17 protein-coding genes are annotated in these 17331 nt (G+C 32.3%); 8 read left to right on the forward strand and 9 right to left on the reverse strand.

The features are described 5' to 3' along the window. Window positions 1-81 precede the first annotated feature (81 nt). On the forward strand, window positions 82-1398 hold the full coding sequence (locus ACNQF9_RS14140; protein ID WP_417990465.1) for an ammonium transporter: 1317 nt from the start codon (window positions 82-84) through the stop codon (window positions 1396-1398). Between the two features lie 160 nt (window positions 1399-1558). On the opposite strand, the gene ACNQF9_RS14145 is transcribed toward ACNQF9_RS14140, so the two are convergent. After that, a complete protein-coding gene (locus ACNQF9_RS14145; protein ID WP_417961652.1) occupies window positions 1559-2428 on the reverse strand; it encodes a lysophospholipid acyltransferase family protein in 870 nt (289 codons plus the stop codon). Window positions 2429-2542: 114 nt separating this feature from the next. Here ACNQF9_RS14145 and ACNQF9_RS14150 point away from each other — a divergent pair, with 114 nt between their 5' ends. Both ACNQF9_RS14150 and ACNQF9_RS14155 read left to right on the forward strand, forming a co-directional pair. Next, the gene (locus ACNQF9_RS14150; protein ID WP_417961654.1) at window positions 2543-3181 is read left to right on the forward strand and encodes a rhomboid family intramembrane serine protease; all 639 of its coding nucleotides are present in this window, start codon (window positions 2543-2545) and stop codon (window positions 3179-3181) included. Between the two features lie 49 nt (window positions 3182-3230). After that, window positions 3231-3920 (forward strand): SIMPL domain-containing protein, encoded by a 690-nt coding sequence (locus ACNQF9_RS14155; RefSeq protein ID WP_417961656.1) that lies wholly within the window; start codon window positions 3231-3233, stop codon window positions 3918-3920. Window positions 3921-4566: 646 nt separating this feature from the next. Here the strand turns inward: ACNQF9_RS14155 and ACNQF9_RS14160 are convergent. The 5 genes from ACNQF9_RS14160 to ACNQF9_RS14180 all read right to left on the reverse strand — a co-directional run bounded on the left by ACNQF9_RS14160 (window position 4567) and on the right by ACNQF9_RS14180 (window position 8909). After that, a complete protein-coding gene (locus ACNQF9_RS14160) occupies window positions 4567-5253 on the reverse strand; it encodes a haloacid dehalogenase type II (protein WP_417961658.1) in 687 nt (228 codons plus the stop codon). Window positions 5254-5382: 129 nt separating this feature from the next. Beyond that, window positions 5383-5592, reverse strand: coding sequence for a DUF2798 domain-containing protein (locus ACNQF9_RS14165; protein WP_417961660.1), 210 nt, complete (start codon window positions 5590-5592; stop codon window positions 5383-5385). Between the two features lie 99 nt (window positions 5593-5691). After that, a complete protein-coding gene (locus ACNQF9_RS14170) occupies window positions 5692-6243 on the reverse strand; it encodes a carboxymuconolactone decarboxylase family protein (RefSeq protein ID WP_417961662.1) in 552 nt (183 codons plus the stop codon). 82 nt (window positions 6244-6325) lie between these two features. Then, a complete protein-coding gene (locus tag ACNQF9_RS14175; RefSeq protein ID WP_417961664.1) occupies window positions 6326-7189 on the reverse strand; it encodes a helix-turn-helix domain-containing protein in 864 nt (287 codons plus the stop codon). Between the two features lie 232 nt (window positions 7190-7421). After that, window positions 7422-8909, reverse strand: a complete 1488-nt coding sequence (locus ACNQF9_RS14180) for an aminotransferase class V-fold PLP-dependent enzyme (RefSeq protein ID WP_417961666.1) — start codon at window positions 8907-8909, stop codon at window positions 7422-7424. A gap of 172 nt (window positions 8910-9081) precedes the next feature. Here ACNQF9_RS14180 and ACNQF9_RS14185 point away from each other — a divergent pair, with 172 nt between their 5' ends. After that, the gene (locus ACNQF9_RS14185) at window positions 9082-9501 is read left to right on the forward strand and encodes a DM13 domain-containing protein (protein WP_417961668.1); all 420 of its coding nucleotides are present in this window, start codon (window positions 9082-9084) and stop codon (window positions 9499-9501) included. Between the two features lie 8 nt (window positions 9502-9509). After that, window positions 9510-10406: a hypothetical protein gene (locus tag ACNQF9_RS14190; RefSeq protein ID WP_417961670.1), complete on the forward strand. Its 897-nt coding sequence runs from the start codon at window positions 9510-9512 to the stop codon at window positions 10404-10406. An 87-nt stretch (window positions 10407-10493) separates the two neighbouring features. Here the strand turns inward: ACNQF9_RS14190 and ACNQF9_RS14195 are convergent, their stop codons facing one another. The 3 genes from ACNQF9_RS14195 to ACNQF9_RS14205 form a co-directional block, all read right to left on the reverse strand. Next, window positions 10494-11075, reverse strand: coding sequence for a porin family protein (locus tag ACNQF9_RS14195; protein WP_417961672.1), 582 nt, complete (start codon window positions 11073-11075; stop codon window positions 10494-10496). Between the two features lie 32 nt (window positions 11076-11107). Continuing rightward, entirely contained in the window at window positions 11108-11881 is a 774-nt protein-coding gene (locus ACNQF9_RS14200) for a zinc metalloprotease (RefSeq protein ID WP_417961673.1), read from the reverse strand. A 92-nt stretch (window positions 11882-11973) separates the two neighbouring features. Continuing rightward, entirely contained in the window at window positions 11974-13017 is a 1044-nt protein-coding gene (locus tag ACNQF9_RS14205) for a hypothetical protein (RefSeq protein WP_417961675.1), read from the reverse strand. A 257-nt stretch (window positions 13018-13274) separates the two neighbouring features. Between ACNQF9_RS14205 and ACNQF9_RS14210 the strand changes: the two genes are divergently transcribed. The 3 genes from ACNQF9_RS14210 to ACNQF9_RS14220 all read left to right on the forward strand — a co-directional run bounded on the left by ACNQF9_RS14210 (window position 13275) and on the right by ACNQF9_RS14220 (window position 17290). Continuing rightward, window positions 13275-13790 carry an RNA polymerase sigma factor gene (locus ACNQF9_RS14210; protein WP_417961677.1) on the forward strand — a complete coding sequence of 172 codons (516 nt, stop codon included), beginning with the start codon at window positions 13275-13277 and terminating at the stop codon, window positions 13788-13790. A 61-nt stretch (window positions 13791-13851) separates the two neighbouring features. Further along, complete coding sequence (locus tag ACNQF9_RS14215; RefSeq protein WP_417961679.1) at window positions 13852-14766, forward strand: FecR family protein; 915 nt, start codon at window positions 13852-13854, stop codon at window positions 14764-14766. Continuing rightward, window positions 14753-17290, forward strand: coding sequence for a TonB-dependent receptor (locus ACNQF9_RS14220; RefSeq protein ID WP_417990466.1), 2538 nt, complete (start codon window positions 14753-14755; stop codon window positions 17288-17290). Before ACNQF9_RS14215 ends, ACNQF9_RS14220 begins: the two co-directional genes overlap by 14 nt. Window positions 17291-17331: the final 41 nt, after the last annotated feature.

The following is a 17331-nucleotide window of genomic DNA, read 5'->3' on the forward strand; positions in this document are numbered from 1 at the left end:
AAAAATTAAACATTGAATAGTTTTTATAAAGGGGTTTGTAAATCAATTTTATATTTTTATCAAAATTTAAAACTAAAAACAATGCGAAAAATCATTTTAAGTGTACTATTAATCTCAATTTTGATATTAACTCTTTTTTCAAATTATTTCTTTATTGATAGCCCTGCTCCAACTAATGTTGTCAAATTTGACACCGGCGATACAGCTTGGATGATTGTGGCAACTGCACTTGTACTAATCATGACTCCGGGTTTAGGTTTTTTTTACGGAGGAATGGTAGGTAAAAAAAATGTTATCAGTACAATGTTACAAAGTTTTATGGCTATGATAATTGTTACCGTATTATGGATTGTTATCGCTTTCGGATTATCGTTTGGTCCTACAATAGGTGGTATAATAGGTAATCCTCTTCCAAATTTATTTTTTCAAGGCGTTGGTACAAATACCGCTTGGAGCCTTGCTCCTACAATCCCTTTTATGCTGTTTGCTTTGTTTCAAGCAAAATTTGCTATAATTACACCTGCATTAATAACAGGAGCTTTTGCAGAAAGAATACGTTTTTGGGCTTATTTATTATTTATGGTATTGTTCATATTATTAGTCTATACACCACTAGCACACATGACTTGGCATCCAGATGGTATTTTCTTTAAAATGGGAGTATTGGATTTTGCAGGAGGAACAGTCGTTCATATGAGTGCCGGATGGGCAGCACTAGCAGGGGCTATTTTCCTTGGCAAAAGAAAAACACAAAAAGGAAATCCTGCACGTATAACGTATGTATTATTAGGTACTGGTTTACTATGGTTCGGATGGTTTGGTTTTAATGCTGGATCAGCATTAGGATCTAATGGCTTGGCTGTACAGGCGCTCGGTACTACAACAATTGCTGCTGCTGCTGCAGGAATGGCATGGGTCTTTCTCGATAAAATTCTTGGGCACAAATTATCTGCAATGGGAGCCTGTATTGGTGTTGTAGTCGGTTTAGTAGCCATTACTCCAGCCGCAGGTTTTGTTAGCATTCCTCATTCAATGTTCATTGGTGTTTTTGCAAGTATGGTAAGCAATATTGTGGTCAGTAAATTTCCTAAAGGGAAAATTGATGATGCGTTAGATGTTTTTGCTTGTCACGGAGTAGGCGGGATGGTGGGTATGCTTTTAACAGGCGTATTTGCTTCAAAATCTATTAATCCTGTTGTTGGGGACAATCAAGGACTTATCTTTGGTGATGCAACTTTATTTATAACCCAGCTTTCTGCCATGATTATCGTTTCAATATTTGCCTTTTCAGCTTCTTATTTCCTTTTCTATATTGTAAATAAAATAACTCCGCTAAGAGTAAGTGAAGAAAAAGAAGAACTAGGCTTAGACATTTCACAACATGGTGAATTTTTATAAATCACTCTTATAAAATTAACATAAAGTGCTCTGTAACAAATCCAGAGTGCTTTATCTTAATAAAAACTGCTGTATATGATTTGTATAGAGAATCTAACATATTACAAAAAAAGCCATTTATTCTGAATAGCTTTTTTTATAAATAAATTGGTCATTATTTCTAACGCTTGTGTTTCCAACGTTTATGGGTCCAAAAATAATATTCTGGAGCTTCCAGAATTTGTTTTTCAACTTCTTTTAAATACATATCGGTGATTCCAAAATCAGGAATTGATTTGGGCTGATCTGTTATTGGAATAAAAGTAGCTTCATAAAACCCTCTTTTGACTTTGATCACTTTAACAAAAAGCACCGTTAAATCGTACTTTTTCGCGAGCATTTCAGCACCAGTGTGCACTGGAACTTCTACACCCATAAATTTATCCCAATGAAATGCACGATCCAATTTTGGAGATTGATCACTGGCTAATCCATACATACAGATAATTCCGTTTTTTTGATTTTTGGCGATCAATGGAATTACATTTTTTGTCTCTACTAATTGTGCATCATATTTAGAGCGAATATCTCGAATTAATTTATCAAAATATCTATTGGCAATTTTTTTATAAACCCCAATTCCTTTAAATTTTATTTTTTCGTTGATAGACAATAACCACTCCCAACTCGCATAATGAGAAGCCAACAAAATGGTACTTCTACCTTTACTTTCATATTCTTTTACCAATTCTATATTGGTAACTACGAATCTTCTGTTCATTTCATCAGATGAAATAGTCATCGTTTTTATCATTTCTAAAAACATATCACATAAATGGTGATACGATTTTTTTTCAATTACAAGACGTTCTTGGTCAGTAAGATGAGGCAAGGCCAGTACTAAATTCTCCTTAACTATTTTTTTACGGTACCCAATGAGATAATAAACTATTAAATAAATGAAATCAGAAAACCAATAGAAAATCCTAAAGGGTAAAATGGAAATAATCCATAAAAAAGGGAAGGTTAATATAAAAATAAGGAATTGCATGCAGTCTTTTTTCTTGCAAATATAAGTCAAAAATGTAGAGTGATATAATTTACAGGTGTTCCTGTGACTGTATTTGAGAATCACTATATTTACAATTCAAAATTAACAGATCGTATGAATATCGTTTTAATAGCAATAATTGTTTTAAATGTTTTAATTAGTTACAAGGGATTCAATGACCTTTCCTTCTTTAGAAAATACGAATTCCACGTGGGGAGCATTCGTGCTGGAGAACAACTTAGAATGTTATCCTCCGGGTTTCTTCATGTTGACATGACCCACTTGATTTTTAATATGTTGACTCTTTGGTTTTTTGCTCCTGTAGTGAGTGCCCTTTTAGGAAATTTTTCTTTTGTTCTAATCTATTTTGGGAGTTTAATCTTTGGGAGTTTGTTGACAATGGTTTTTCATAAAGAGGACTATGGATATAGAGCCGTTGGTGCATCTGGTGCCGTAACGGGAGTATTATATTCTGCTATTTTATTACAGCCGGATATGATGTTAGGCATCTTTTTTATCATCCCAATGCCTGCTTATATTTTTGGAATCCTTTATTTATTGTATTCCATTTACGGTATGAAAGCTAAAAATGATTCTATTGGCCACACCGCTCATTTTGGTGGAGCAATGGGTGGATATTTAATTACATTAATAATGCAACCCAGTTTATTCATTGACCATACTTTAATGGTAGTTTTATTAGCCATTCCAATTATTATACTTTTTGTAATGGAAAAGATGGGTAAATTATAATGGCACAACTTTTGAAAAGGAATTATTACAAATATTTAAATTAAATAAAATGAAAAAAGCACTATTATTTCTATCGGTTTTATTTATTACAATGTCCTATGGACAAGAAATGAAACAAATTCCTCAAATAACCGTAAACGGTGAAGGTAAAGTAAAAGTTATTCCTGACCAAGTTACTATAGCAGTGACCGTTGAAACAAAAGGAAATAATGCCAAAGATGTTAAAAAGCAAAATGACGAAAAAATTGAAGCTGTTTTAAAATTTATTAAGAAGATGAATTTAGCTCCGGCAGATTATAAAACGCAACGTGTTTCACTTAATCCACAGTATGATTATGAAAAAAAGAAACACAGCTATAATGCAACGCAAACCATAGAAATTCTATTGAAAGATTTATCTAAATACGATGAATTGATGGAAGGACTAGTAGATGAAGGTATTAACAGAATTGATGCCGTGACTTTTCAATCTTCAAAATTAGTACAGCACCAATCCGAAGCTAGAAAACTAGCGATGAAAGAAGCTAAATTAAAGGCTGAGGATTACGTATCGGTTTTGGGACAAAAAGTGGGACGCGCAATAACAATTTCAGATACTTCACAAACCCATTATCCACAGCCGATGTATGCAGCAATGAAAACGATGGAAATGAGTGATACCAATGCTCCTAGAGAAACTTTAGCGATAGGAGAAATTAATATTACAGCAACTGTAAGTGTGAGTTTTATTTTGGAATAGAATAATCGAATTTAGCAAAACAAATAGCTAAGTCAGCAACCTCCTAACCTAAAAAAGACTGTCCCAAAATAATTTGGACAGTCTTTTTTATTACAAAATGAATGGAGGAAAATCAAATGAAGGCTTTTAAAGGGTTTTCGCAGTTATTTTTGCTGAATCAGGATTTACTAACAGTCCTATTATTAAATATAAATTAATCTCAGACTGTCATGAAATCATTAAGCAACGTTTTCATCACTTATTTTTACCTTTAATTACCTGTAAAGTAATCATTTACGAAACCATATGTATAATGAGATCTGATTGAAAAACCTTTTACTCGATGGCAAGCCAACACAGCAATTAGAAGATTTTTTATTGACTGATACGGTTTAAGAGTTCTAGAAAACTATATTGATCACTTTTTCTTCTTCTAAGAATACATAACCGAACTCGTATTTTATTTTCATTAAAAAACGTTTATAATTTTGTAAAGTAAACCCATATATTATCATTCATTTCAACCACTTCAATTGGGATTATGCATACCCATCAAAAATAAATCACTTAGAAATGAAGCAATACTGAGAATATAGAAAACCACTACCATGAATGATTAGATCACACTAGGATGCACTTTAATTCAAAACTCTGTCCTTGTAATATACTACGAATATTGGGCTACGAGTACTTTGGCCATTTGATAAATATCTAGAGCCTCATAATTAGGTAAATCAGATAATAAATACACCGATTGTCCAGCTCTTGCAACAAAACCAGTTTGCAATCCAGCTAACATTGCACCAGTTAAATCCCATCCATGTGCAGCAATCATAACTATATTTTCAGGATCAACTTGCAATTGTTTTGAAGCCCATAGATACGCTTCTGGAGCTGGCTTGTACTTTTTTATTGCATCAATACTCAGGGTCTGTTCAAAATAATGAATTAAATTAGAATTTTTTAATTGCTGAATTAAGGTACTTTCAGGTGTGTTCGTTAAAGTAGCTAATCTAAAACCGTTCTCTTTCAATAAGTTTAGACCTACCGCAACGTCTGGATAAGTTCTTAATTCCTTAATTATACTGAGCGTTTTGTTTATTTCTTCCTCATTAAGTATTATTTTTAAAGATTGTCCCGCCATTTGCAATGTTGCCTTTGCAATAGTTGTAAAATCATGATACTGATTAGTACAATTATCAACTAGGGAATAATGCAAAAGCATCCCAAACCAAATTCGGAATCCTTGTTCATCATTAAGTAAAATATTGACCTTTTTTTTTAGCGGTGTCATATCCAGCAATGTTTCGTTTACATCGAAGAGAATGACTGGTTTGACATTTATTTGTAGCATACATTTAAAGTTTAATTATTTAATTAGAATAACTCAATCCATTCCTAATTGCTTCTATGATATAGTTCGTTTTTCATTTTGCATTAAAAAGGAAACCTACAATTAACCCTATTAATAAGATAATCCTATTTAATTTTCACAATTTAGTTTTTTTCTAATAAAAGGACCAACAATAAGTAACGAAGGTGTAGCTAAAAAGAAAGCTATTAACCAACTACGCAACCAAATAAAAACAAAACCATCAGTAAAACCAACATTTACAGCAACTAAGGTAAATGAAATATAACTGGTAACTATAAAAGTTGTAAGTAATGATGCTTTTATATGTATAACTTTCATTGATCTGTTTTTAGGCTAAGACTACTGCCAATAAAAAGACCAATAAAGAAATTAATCTTTATTGGTTTTAATAGTTGCAAAAATATAAAATTACTTTATTTATTTTTTCCAAACTCTATCTGCAAATGTTGCATCAACCTCAGCATTAGTAATGTGATTGGAGTAATTACTCATTAATTTTACTGCAATTCCTGCAATAATACCCAACACATGCACTTCGTCATATCCAGCTGCTAAAAAAGAATCTACGTCGGATTGTGCAGCGTTACCACGCGTAGAAGTAAGAATTCGTGTTAATGTAGACAATGCTGCTAATTTTGCATCCGGAACTTGTTTTCCATCACGAATAGCATCCGTTATTTCCGTTGGAACTTTTGACATTTTATCTGCAATAAAACTATGAGCTGCAACACAATACTCACAATTATTCTCGAAGGCTACTGATAAAAAAATAACTTCTTGTTCCACAGCATTAAAACCGGAATTAGCTCTAAAACTATTGTAAGCATAAATATAGGAATCCAGTAAAGCAGGATTTTGTCCCATTTTTGTATACATATTAGGAATAAAACCTAACCCTTTTTGTGTTTTAGCAAAAATTTCCTGTGAAATTGGAGAAATTGAATTATTTTCTAATTTTAAATGTGCCATTTTTTATTTGTTTAAGCTAAATAACTGTTGTGTTATCTAACATTACAAAGTTGGCTTTAATAAGTCGAAAAAACTTTTGTAATTAGTTCAACAATTTGCCTATTTGGTCCAATCTATAAGTTGAAGGAGCACAATTAAATTTATCATGAAATAGAGTGGAAAAATTAGCTAGATCATTAAAACCGCAATCAAAAGCAATATCCGTAATTCTCTCTTCAGAAATCAATAATAATTCTGCTGCTTTTTCTAACTTTTTATTTCGAATATAATTAGCGGGACTATCATTATAATTTTTTTTGAACTCTCTTTTAAAAGAGGAAAGACTAAGATTTGTCATTAGAGCAAATTCATCGGTGGTAAAATGAGAATATAAATTGTTCTCAATAACTTGTTTGAAAGAATAACTTGTAGGAGAAAAAAGTTGGGATAAAATTTGCTGAATCACAGGAGCATTTTTTGTCTGACACAATAACAAAACGATCTCTTTTAACTTTATGACCAAAATATCGTCATTTACAAGCGTTGGATTGTCAAAATAAAACAACATGCCTTCAATGTATTTTTGAATAAGAAAATCATTATTGATTTTTCCTAAATTCAAACTTAAATCTCTTTTTACAGGCTGTTGAAAAATCTTTGGTAAATCAGTATCGTAAATTTTTTTTAGGATTTCAGGGTGAAAATGAACAATAACAATCTGATGATTTTTTGATGATTCGCTATTTCTAATTTGGCTAAAATAATTACCACACTTTAACATTACAGCATCATTAACGGGTATAGTAATGCTTTCATTTTCAATTTCATACTTAATTTTGCCTTCTACCATATAGATAAAACAGGCTTCCTCCGGCATTGGATTTGGTATTTTAAAAGGGGCTTCAATAATCACTTTCTCAAAAATGATTTTTCCAAATAATTCATATCGTTTTCGAAAGAGTATCATTAATTAGTATCGATTTCAGTTTATTGACTACAAAAATTGCAATTACAAAATTAGACCTTTTTATATCAGTTAATACTCCTACTCGTTTTATAAACTTAAAATAGAATTTTATAATTCAAAGATAAGTACGCAACACATTGAATAAAAAGGCCTTATATTACTTAATAATAGAAATTTAGTTTTATAATATTATAAGTAATATAATCTGAAATAATAATATAAATACCCAGTCTTATAAAGAAAACCAGTTTTTTACTAATGCGTCTTCTACAGGTTGTGCATTTTTATTTAAAAACTCATTGATTGCAGCATTATAATCATAATCCAAAGCCCATACTTTATGATTTGCTGCCAATGCTTTGATGCCGTTACATACAAATTCAATTTCTGCATTTGAAGTTGTAGGATGAATTGACATTCTGATCCAACCCGGCTTTCTGATTAAATCGCCAAGAGTAATTTCGTCAATTAATTTATGGGATGTTTCTTGATCAACATGCAATAAAAAATGCCCGTAGGTTCCAGCACAACTGCAACCACCACGGGTTTGAATCCCGAATTTATCATTCAATAATTTCACTCCTAAGTTAAAATGTAAATCTTCTACAAAGAAAGAAATCACTCCTAACCTATCTTGATGCTGCCCTGCAAGAATTTTAATATTGGAAACAGTTCCTAATTCCGAGAAAATATAATCTACTATTTCGTGCTCTCTTTTTAAGATATTTTCAATTCCCATTTGCTCTTTCAACTGGATAGCCAATGCAGTTTTTATCACTTGAAGAAATCCAGGAGTACCGCCATCTTCCCTATCTTCAATATTATCGATGTATTTGTGCTCACCCCAAGGATTCGTCCAACTTACCGTTCCGCCACCCGGATTATCAGGAACTACATTTTGATATAATTTTTTATTAAAAACCAAAACACCACTAGTTCCGGGGCCTCCAAGGAATTTATGCGGCGAAAAGAAAATAGCATCTAAATAACTTTCAGTATCTTCGGGATGCATATCTATTTGTACATAAGGACCTGAGCAAGCAAAATCTACGAAACAAAGTCCGTTGTGTTGATGCATCATTTTGGCCACTTCATGATACGGAGTTTTGATTCCTGTAACATTCGAACAAGAGGTAATCGAAGCTATTTTAAAAGGTCGCTCTTTATATTTTTCTAATAAAACTTCCAAATTTTCAACGCTGAACAATCCATCTTCCGAAGAAGGAATAACTTCAACATCGGCAATAGTTTCTAGCCAAGACGTTTGATTCGAATGGTGTTCCATGTGCGAAATAAAAACAATTGGTTTTTTTTCGGTAGGAATAGTGATGAAATTTTTTAAGTTTTCGGGTACTTTTAAACCCAGGATTCGTTGAAATTTATTGACTACACCTGTCATCCCTGTTCCATCAGTAATCAAAACATCATCAGCAGTTGCATGCACATGGTGCTTAATAATATGTCTTGCTTGATGATACGCTTTAGTCATGGCAGTTCCAGAAACGGTAGTTTCAGTATGGGTATTGGCCACGAAAGGACCAAATTGATTCATTAATTTCTCTTCAATCGGACGATACAAACGACCACTCGCTGTCCAGTCCGTATAAATAATTTGTTTTGGTCCGTATGGAGATTCAAACGCTTGATCTATACCAATGATGTTGTCGCGAAACTGTTGAAAGTATTGCTCTAATTCTGTTGATGCTTCTTTAGTAATCATTGTTAATTAATTTGAGTTCAAAGATATTAATTTTTACTAAATAGTGTTTTTCAAATTTAGTTAATACTGTTTTTGCATCAATGAATAAACTTGATCCAAATGTAAACTAGCTGACAAACTGTAATTTTGATTCGTTTTATATTTGATTATTGATTTAAAAAAATGTTTTACCATGAAAAAAATTGTTTTTATACTACCTCTCGCCTTACTATTATTCTCCTGTGAAGTAGAAGGTAATTTAACACGTGACCCTGACTTAAGCACACCAATACCTGAAAACACCCCTTCTATAGCTACTGGAAATTTCATGCCTACTTCAGGAATTAAAGTGACTGGATCTGCTAAAATTTACCTGAATGGAAATCAAAACGAAGTCCGATTGGAAAATTTCAGTGTTTCCAGTGGCCCGGATTTGAAAGTATACCTATCAAAAAATGCCACACCCACAGATTTCGTAAATCTAGGGAATGTAACATCTGCTACGGTATACACAATTCCATCTCAAGTGAATCTTTCAACATATAAATATGTATTAATTCACTGCCAACAATACAACCATCTTTTTGCAGTAGCGCAATTATCTCAAAATTAAATCTTATTATGAAAAAAACACTGTTAATCATCGTTCTGGGGATATTTTCTAACTCCTTTGCTCAAGGCTGTAGCGATGCCGGAATTTGTTCTATCGGAAACGGTTTTCAGACAGCAGATAAAGAATTAAAAAACGGAATTGAAGTAGGAGCGATTTTTGGTGCCGGCGAAGCTGATCTAACTTATTTTTCACCGTATTTAACCTATACAAGAAGTATTAATGACCAATGGGCATTAAGTTCAAAAATCACGTACTCTGTTGCAAGTGGAAGCTTTGGTGAACGAGGCGCTTTTGGCGATGCCTACTTGATCGGGAATTACAATTGGAAACCAAAAACAAATACACAATGGAGTTCCCTTTTGGGTTTTAAAATACCGTTTACGAGTTCAAATCTTAAAATAAATGAGTTTTCTCTACCTTTAGACTATCAATCGAGTTTGGGAACTTTTGATTTGATTGCAGGATTGAATTTTAATTATAAAAAATGGGATTTTAATACGGCTGTCCAAATTCCCGTCTTCAACAACAATAAAAATTCGTATTTCAAGGAGTTTTCTAATACGAATGATTTTCCTTCCACTAATTTATTTGAAAGAAAATCAGATGCTCTGTTTCGAACAACATATACGTTTCAAACTGCTAATAAAAAATTTACTTTTAAGCCCAATGTATTATTCATTTATCATTTAGGAGAAGATCGTTTTGAAAATGCTTTTGGAAAAAGAGAAACGATAAAAAATTCTGATGGATTAACAATCAACGGAAATATAATTGGTGCGTATGCCATTAATACTAAAAACAGTATTCAATTATCTCTAGCCACACCGTTTGTAGTTCGAGAAGTTCGCCCTGACGGATTAACTCGTAAATTTACTGCAGGTATTGTTTATAAAGTATCTTTTTAGAATGTGAATTAAAATATTTTACTCTGTAAATCATATAAAAATGCCCAAGAAAACTTCTTGGGCATTTTATTTTAAAGCGGATTACGATTATAAATCGAATCCTAATGAAAATTGTAGTACTCGGTTTTGTGCCTTTCCTTCATCATATAAATCTCCTAAACCTAAATGATAACGTACTCCTAAACTAATCCCTGAATCCGTTTTAAAACCACCTCCAAAATTCACACCCCAATCAAAATTACTGGGATCATATTCTTGTGTGCCACTAAAAAGTCCATCGTATTCTTCCTTATGTGAAATTGCCAAACCAATTTGTGGACCAGCTTCCAAAAAGAAATTTTGAGATGGATATGCTTTAAGCATTAAGGGTAGATTTATGTAATCTAATTTTTGGGTAAAAGTCCCACTACTATTTGTTATTTCGTATCCTTGCTGCGAGTAAATCAATTCTGGTTGAATAGAAAAGCTTTCGCTAATAAATGACTCGCCATACACTCCTATGTGAAAACCGTGTCGTTGTTCTGTTTCGCCATCCCCGTCAAAACTTACAGCTGCTAAATTATAACCTCCTTTTATTCCTCCATTTGATTTAGGAATAGTATTGTCCTGTGCAGTCATTGATGTTATGACACCAAAGAATAAAGCTATTGTTATATACTTTACTTTCATCTTTTTTGTTTTTAATTATTCAAATTCTACTTTTATTTCCCTCCATTAGCTCTAAGGTCGGCAATACATTGCGCATCCAGTTGGGGTGCTGTTCCTCCTGAGACCATGTTCTCAATCCCACTTCCTGTTTCAGAAGACCAATACATTAAACAGGTTTTTATATTGCAATGCTTAGGATGTGCTGCATCTTCATGATTACTTTGTAAAGGAGCACCAAAATTAGTTAATCCCAGTATGTGTCCAAACTCATGGGTAATCACAGTGGTTTCTAACAAACTTCTGTTGGGTTCAAAGGGACTATCGCTTAAGCCTTGAATAGTTTGTTCAAAAATAACAAACGATGTGTTTCTATACGCCGTTCCTAAAATAACTCCTGTATCAGTATCTTTAGAAGATTTACCATCTGCAAAAAATGCCCAAACTGCTATTTGATCCGACGTATTGTATTTTGTTCTGTTTGCATCCTCAATAGCTACAATTTCCTGATCTGTGTAAGGAGAATTCCCTGGAGGGGGAATCGATCGTTTTATAACACTAATACCATTTGGTTTGTAGGTTCGTGCTTCCAGAAAAGCTACAAAATTATTGATTGCAGTATTACTTGGCTCAAAACCAACTACATAAACCACCTCAACAACCATACTTTTAAATTTTCTATCAGATAATAAATCGTTAGAAGAACTTCCAGTTTGCTGCTTATTAGTATTGGGGTTTATAGTTACGGGAGTATCAATTGGATCATCCTCTTTTGAACAGGATATAAATAGAAACAAACCTATTATCAGTGCAATACTTACTTTTTTCATTATTATCGTTTATTTATACGTTTATTTTAAAGAACAGCTACAAGAAGATTTAGTAGCTGTTCTTTGAACAAACTAACCAATTCAAACTATGCCTAAATTTGTTTCAATACTAATGTTGATGCCGCATTAGTTGAGCTTTGTAATGTGATAGTCGAAGCATTAAAACTAGTTACTTTCCAAGTATTATTCAATAAATTAAATGTTGCATTACCTGAAAAATTTAGTTTTAGAAAAACATCCAATTGTGAACTTACTGCATACGTACCATTCACAGTAGTGCTTAATAAATTTGAAGCTGTTACGGATAAATCATTTGCAAAATCTACTGAAAAATCTTTATAACTACTAGCTGAATTGACACCCGCAGTAACAAATGATTCTACTTTAAACTTTCCATTAACTAAAATTGTTTCTAGTTTTTTTGAATTTTGAACTGCTTCTGCCATCGTGGCTTCTGTTTTTAAAGAGGCATTAATAGCTGCTTGCAATTCAGCATCACTTGAAACAGTTGATTTCGTTCCATCAGCAATTGTAACTGAAATTGGGTAGTTTACTGAAAATAATTCTGTGCTACTTACATTAGACATATACGTATATAATTGTTGTTCGGATGTAATGACAACGCTTCCTGTTTGTTGTAAACTCAAATTATACGTTAAAATTGTAATTGGGAAACTAATATTTACGGAAGAAATAGCATCTTGACCAGAAGCTTCAGCTGATGAGCACGCATTAAGAATCGCATTGTATTCCGTTTGGTTATTTACAGTAGCCTCTGTATAGTTACTCAATTTAACTCTTAAAGGAAATTGCAATACCACTTTATCTTGATCGTTATTAGACTGACCAAAAATAGAGATAACTTGTTGGTAATCCAATTGACTTAAAATAGAAACCTGAATACCATTTACTTTAGCCGAAGCCGGCAATACAATAGAGGAACATGATGCTCCATCTAAGAAATCATCAAACGAACCATCATACATCGAAGTACGTTTCAGGTTAGTTGTTGTAGTTGAATTAGCTGAATTCGTATTTGGATTTTCTCCTTGTACGTCATCAATTTCACTTTGGCATGATGTTAAGCCTAAGATCGCCATCAATGCAATTCCTGTAACCAATTTAAATTTTTTCATAATTTTCAAATTTAATATATTTTTATATTCACAAGCGATGTTTTCTACGCCTTTCTGTTAGTAAGACAACTACGGTTATTTTTACCCTATAAAAAATTAAAAAAAAAATTAAAATTTTACAAATAAAATCATAAAATACTACAAATCAATAACTTAAAAATTAAAATATTTTTCAGGAAAAAGCAATTATAATTAACCCAACTGCTTTTTGAAAAAATAATTTACATTTACAACCTAAAAAAAAGAATTAATACTCAATGAGCGACGAAAAAAGTACCCTTTGCGACGAAAATCATTTTAGAGACTTTTACCTAAAGCACGTACAATCAGCAAATAATTTTGCATATTACAAATGTGGTGATAATGAAGCTGCATTAGATTTAGTACAAGATGCGTTTACTAAAATTTGGGAGAATTGTTCCAAAATCGACTTTAGTAAAGTCAAAACGTACTTGTTTACCAGCATTAATAATTTATTTCTAAATAACATAAAACATCAAAAAGTAGTATTGAAGTATGCTAAAGATGCGCCTAACTTAGACACCAATAATCAAAGTCCCGAATATCTATTCGAAGAAGACGAATTCAAACTTAAACTCACAAAAGCTATCGCATCATTAAGTGAAGCACAGCGGGAAGTATTTTTATTAAATCGAATAGACGGAAAAAAATACCGAGAAATAGCGGATTTACTCGGTGTTTCTCAAAAAACAGTAGAAAAAAGAATGTCTGGAGCGCTACAACTATTAAGAACCCAAATAGAGAATATATAATTAGTTATTTAGTTATAGGGTAATTTAAAAGTTAGTTGTCTTATAAACATAGAGATATAAAATGAAAAACGAGAAAGAGATATTAAAATGGTTAAATAATGAGCTTTCAAGCGAAGAAATTGAAGATTTGAAACAATCTGAAGATTTGAAAACACTTGAAAAGATTGCTCATTATGCATCACAATTGGAAATTCCAAAAGTAGATGCCCACGCTGCTTTAGAAGCTTTTAAGATTAGAAACCATTCTAAAAAGAAAACAAAAGTACGAATCTTAAATTTCAAAACATTTTACAAAGTAGCCGCTGTTCTAGTTATTCTATTAACCTCTTCTTATTTCTTGTTTTTTAATAACATTACCTCTTTTAAGACCCAAATTGCGCAAACAAAATCAGTAACGTTACCGGATAATTCTGAAGTGATAATAAATGCCGATTCAAAATTAAGTTTTAACGAAAAAAATTGGGCTGAAAAAAGAGCTTTAACGTTAGAAGGAGAAGCATTTTTTAAAGTGGAGAAAGGGCAAACTTTTAGTGTAAACACACCTGTGGGAGTTGTTACCGTTTTAGGGACACAATTTAACGTAAAAGAACGCAAAAACTATTTTGAAGTAAATTGTTACGAAGGTTTGGTGAGTGTAACGTATAATAACGAAACTATTACGTTACCTCCTGGAAAAACCTTCCGGGTTATAAATGGTATTATTGAAAATGTTGAAGATTTTAATACCCAAAACCCTTCGTGGATTCAACAAGAATCAAGTTTTAATAAGATTCCTTTAGATCAGGTTATTGCAGAACTGGAGCGTCAATATGATGTAAAAATTAAAGTGAAAGGTGTGGATACTGCAAAACTCTTTACGGGAAGTTTTACACATACTGACAAAGAAATAGCGCTTCAGGCGGTCACAATTCCACTTAAATTAAGTTACAGAATTGAAGGAAAAACTATTATATTTTACAACTATGGTGTTCAATAAATGGCTAATTTCACTGTTAATTTGTATTTGCAGTATTTGTCACGGACAAAATACCGCTAAAAAAATACCTTTGACTGCCATTATTATTTCCCTCGAAAAACAATTTAATATTAAGTTCTCCTACGCCGTTGAAGATGTTGCCACCATTAAAATTGACAAACCAAATGCTTCTTTTACATTACAAGAAACTATTGATTACCTAAACTCGAAAACTCTTTTAAATTTCAAAGCTTTAGACAATCGATATGTTACCGTATCGATCATAAATAAAACAATATTCATTTGCGCTATAGTTGTATCCAACGAAAAAAAATCGCGCTTAAGTGGCGCTTCCATCCTTGTAAACAATATTGGAAAAAGAGAGATAAGCGATGAAAATGGGAAATTCATTTTACAAAATATTCCTATCAATGCAACGCTAACCATATCCTATTTGGGTTTTGAATCCAGAAAGTTTTCAGCAAATGAGTTATTTTCAACACAAAATAATTGCAAAGAAATTGTTCTTTCCACAAAAAACGAAGAGTTAAATCAAGTTTTAATACCTGTTTATTTAACCTCCGGATTACAAAAATACCTTGATGGAAGCACCGTTTTAAACACTAAAAAATTCGGAATTCTTCCTGGATTAATAGAACCTGATATTTTGCAATCCATACAAGCGCTTCCCGGGATTGAAAGCACCAATGAAAGCATTGCAAATATCAACGTGCGCGGCGGAACTAATGACCAGAATTTAGTGCTTTGGGATAATATTAAAATGTATCATTCCGGTCATTTCTTCGGGTTAATATCCGCTTACAACCCCAATCTTACCAGTAAAGTTATTGTTAGTAAAAACGGAACAAGCGCAGCATATAGCGATGGGGTTTCCAGCACTATAAACATGCAAACCAAAGACGATGTTACAACTGTTTTTTCAGGTGGCGGAGGAATAAACCTAATAAGTACTGATGCTTTTTTAGAAATTCCGATAACTAAAAAATTAGAATTACATATTTCGGGACGTCGTTCCATTACTGATTTGTTTAAATCACCAACTTACACTAAATATTTTGATCGTAGTTTTCAAGATACTGAAATCAATGTGGATAGTGATCAAAATAATACGGCTTCTGATTTTTATTTTTATGATTATACGGCTAAATTACTTTTTGATTGGAGTGAAAAACATCAATTTAGAGCAAATATTATTGGTATTAATAACGCGTTGGATTATTTAGAAAGCCGCATTACAAATTCAAACCAAACCGAATCTAAAATCAGTACTTTATCCCAGAAAAACATTGGTTACGGAGGAAATTGGAGAGCCATATGGAATTCAAAATGGAGTACAGACTTTATTAGTTACTTTTCCAGATACAATATTAACGCTAGTGATTACCGGCTTGAAACGGATCAGCTTTTAACAGACGCTAATGAGGTACTGGAAACTGGAGTTAAATTAAATGCCATTTACAAAACAAACGCCCATTTAAATTTCTTGTTGGGCTACCAATTTAATGAAACGGGAATGTTAAATCAAACTACTGTTAGTACTCCACTCTATTCCAGTACGATTAAAGATGTTTTACTGAATCATGCTTTATTTTCGGAAGCCGAATACAAAAAGAACAATACGTATTTACGCGTTGGAATGCGTTTGAATTATTTTCAAAAATTTGAAAAATTTATAGTAGAACCTAGAATAAATATTAGACAGCAAATATCAAATCAATTTGCTTTAAAATTAGAAGGCGAATTCAAAAATCAAACAACTACACAAATTGTAGACTTTGAAGACGATTTTTTAGGAGTCGAAAAAAGGCGTTGGGTTTTAGTTAACGATAAAGACATTCCAATTGCAATCAGTAAACAAGGTTCTTTTGGAGTCGAATTTAATAAAAACAAACTCAATATTGAAGCTACAGGATTTTATAAAACAGTAGATGGAATAACAGCTTCTAATCAAGGTTTTTATAACAACTTTCAGTTTTCTAATGCGAATGGAAGTTACACCGCAAAAGGTTTTGAATTTTTAGCCAATAAAACAACGCGTCACTATAGCGTTTGGGTAAGTTATACGTTTAGTACAAACGACTATGAATTTGATACTTTTACACCCTCAGCTTTTCCAAATAATGTAGACATACGACATTCTGTATCAATTGGTTTTTATTACAATATCCTTAAAAATCTAAAAATAGCGGTTGGTGGTATGTGGAGAAATGGTCAGCCGTATACAAAACCAATTGATGGAAACGAAACCATACAAAGCGGCAACACTACACTGGTAAACTATGGTGCTCCAAACAGTGAAAATCTTGATAATTTCATGCGTTTAGATACTTCTTTAAATTATAATTTTAACCTTTCAGAATCTATTAAAGCTTCGATTACTGCTGGTGTAATTAATAGTACCAATCAAGATAATAGTATCAATAGGTATTACAAAGTGAATCCAAATAATACTAATGATGCTATTCAAGTAAATAACAAATCGCTGGGCTTAACGCCAAACATTAGCTTTAGAGTTAATTTTTAATTCTAAAGCTTATGTTTTTATAAAAAAACCCTTTCAAAAGG

This window comes from Flavobacterium amylolyticum (assembly GCF_048284335.1).
Lineage (GTDB): Bacteria > Bacteroidota > Bacteroidia > Flavobacteriales > Flavobacteriaceae > Flavobacterium.

Excerpts from the sequence above, each read along its gene's own strand:
- ACNQF9_RS14160 (WP_417961658.1), bottom strand. The coding sequence starts at position 5,253 with ATGCTACAAATAAATGTCAAACCAGTCATTCTCTTCGATGTAAACGAA.
- ACNQF9_RS14205 (WP_417961675.1), bottom strand. The coding sequence starts at position 13,017 with ATGAAAAAATTTAAATTGGTTACAGGAATTGCATTGATGGCGATCTTA.
- ACNQF9_RS14185 (WP_417961668.1), top strand. The coding sequence starts at position 9,082 with ATGAAAAAAATTGTTTTTATACTACCTCTCGCCTTACTATTATTCTCC.
- ACNQF9_RS14140 (WP_417990465.1), top strand. The coding sequence starts at position 82 with ATGCGAAAAATCATTTTAAGTGTACTATTAATCTCAATTTTGATATTA.
- ACNQF9_RS14200 (WP_417961673.1), bottom strand. The coding sequence starts at position 11,881 with ATGAAAAAAGTAAGTATTGCACTGATAATAGGTTTGTTTCTATTTATA.
- ACNQF9_RS14175 (WP_417961664.1), bottom strand. The coding sequence starts at position 7,189 with ATGATACTCTTTCGAAAACGATATGAATTATTTGGAAAAATCATTTTT.
- ACNQF9_RS14215 (WP_417961679.1), top strand. The coding sequence starts at position 13,852 with ATGAAAAACGAGAAAGAGATATTAAAATGGTTAAATAATGAGCTTTCA.
- ACNQF9_RS14210 (WP_417961677.1), top strand. The coding sequence starts at position 13,275 with ATGAGCGACGAAAAAAGTACCCTTTGCGACGAAAATCATTTTAGAGAC.
- ACNQF9_RS14220 (WP_417990466.1), top strand. The coding sequence starts at position 14,753 with ATGGTGTTCAATAAATGGCTAATTTCACTGTTAATTTGTATTTGCAGT.
- ACNQF9_RS14155 (WP_417961656.1), top strand. The coding sequence starts at position 3,231 with ATGAAAAAAGCACTATTATTTCTATCGGTTTTATTTATTACAATGTCC.
- ACNQF9_RS14145 (WP_417961652.1), bottom strand. The coding sequence starts at position 2,428 with ATGCAATTCCTTATTTTTATATTAACCTTCCCTTTTTTATGGATTATT.
- ACNQF9_RS14195 (WP_417961672.1), bottom strand. The coding sequence starts at position 11,075 with ATGAAAGTAAAGTATATAACAATAGCTTTATTCTTTGGTGTCATAACA.
- ACNQF9_RS14170 (WP_417961662.1), bottom strand. The coding sequence starts at position 6,243 with ATGGCACATTTAAAATTAGAAAATAATTCAATTTCTCCAATTTCACAG.
- ACNQF9_RS14165 (WP_417961660.1), bottom strand. The coding sequence starts at position 5,592 with ATGAAAGTTATACATATAAAAGCATCATTACTTACAACTTTTATAGTT.
- ACNQF9_RS14150 (WP_417961654.1), top strand. The coding sequence starts at position 2,543 with ATGAATATCGTTTTAATAGCAATAATTGTTTTAAATGTTTTAATTAGT.
- ACNQF9_RS14180 (WP_417961666.1), bottom strand. The coding sequence starts at position 8,909 with ATGATTACTAAAGAAGCATCAACAGAATTAGAGCAATACTTTCAACAG.
- ACNQF9_RS14190 (WP_417961670.1), top strand. The coding sequence starts at position 9,510 with ATGAAAAAAACACTGTTAATCATCGTTCTGGGGATATTTTCTAACTCC.